Source organism: Bifidobacterium moukalabense DSM 27321, from assembly GCF_000522505.1.
Lineage (GTDB): Bacteria > Actinomycetota > Actinomycetes > Actinomycetales > Bifidobacteriaceae > Bifidobacterium > Bifidobacterium moukalabense.
The window spans coordinates 1-1,096 of sequence record NZ_AZMV01000012.1 but is presented as its reverse complement, the minus strand read 5'-3'; the positions used below and the strand labels follow the sequence as shown (position 1 = coordinate 1,096).

The 1,096-nt window shown below is 57.8% G+C and carries 2 protein-coding genes; both read right to left on the bottom strand.

All coding sequences use genetic code 11. The features are described from left to right. Nucleotides 1-621: serine dehydratase beta chain (locus BMOU_RS10630; RefSeq protein WP_034877604.1), on the bottom strand; the 621-nt coding region annotated here is incomplete at its 3' end. Between the two features lie 44 nt (nucleotides 622-665). Then, on the bottom strand, nucleotides 666-1,096 hold a 431-nt coding region (locus BMOU_RS10625; RefSeq protein ID WP_034877603.1), incomplete at its 5' end, for a hypothetical protein.

The following is a 1,096-nucleotide window of genomic DNA, read 5'->3' as shown; positions in this document are numbered from 1 at the left end:
CATATGATGTTCATCGCACAGTGCGATCAACTCGTCACAAGTCGTGAAAGGATACGGCACCGCGGTGGCATCGATGGAGGAATCGCCGTCCTGATCCGAAAAGGCGCTTCCCACCGGCGGCCGATCGTGAATGCCGATCATCGGATCCTCCACGGATCCCTGACGGACGAATCCCCCTCCGATGGAATACCAGACCTGTTCCCCGATCAGATTGTCATATGGGTCGAAAGCCTGGAACCGCATGCCATTGGGATGAGCCGCCATCCGGTGCCATACGTCCAACACCACATCATGCGCATAGTCGAACGGGATGCGATGCGTGCCGTTCAGCATCAGTTCACCCGAACGCTCGCATTCCTGACGAATGGTGTTTACGTGATCGGTATCGACGCTTTGCGGCACGTTGCCTTCCAGCCCGGCCACCGCGGCCCTGTCGGTACCATGCCCCAATCCGGTAAGCGCCAGGGAACCATATAGCACGGTCCGCACGCGATTCACCCGTTCAAGCGAGCCGTCACGTTCCAGCGAGGCCACGAACCGACGAGCCGCGACCATGGGTCCGACGGTATGGGAGGAACTTGGACCGACACCGATCTTGAACATTTCAAGAATGCTGAACACGGACACCCTGCCTTCCTGGACGGACGCCGTACGAATACGGATATTCAGTACAGCACGGAGAACATGCGAATCATGATAAGCAGCCCGACAATGCCGATCACGACTTCCGCAATGAGCATAGCGATGGCCATGCCCTTGCGATTGGCGAGTTTTACATCAAGCAGCTTCGCCAACAGAAACGCGATGAAGCCCAGCGCCGCGCCATTCAACGCAATGGCACCGACCTGCCCATTGGTGAGCACGGATTCGCCCACGTTGGTCAACACCGAATTGATGGTCGTGGTGAAGACCAGCAGGCTCCATACACCATAACCGATAAGACCCACGGCGGCGTACCCGAAAGGACGGAATCCCTCGCGTAGCCTGAAAGTGAACGATTCGGAGCACCACAGCAACGCGAAGCCGACGACATAGGTGAAAGCCACCGCCATGAAACAGGCCTCCAGAGCCCATGGCAGCAAGGCCAGAGAGCTTT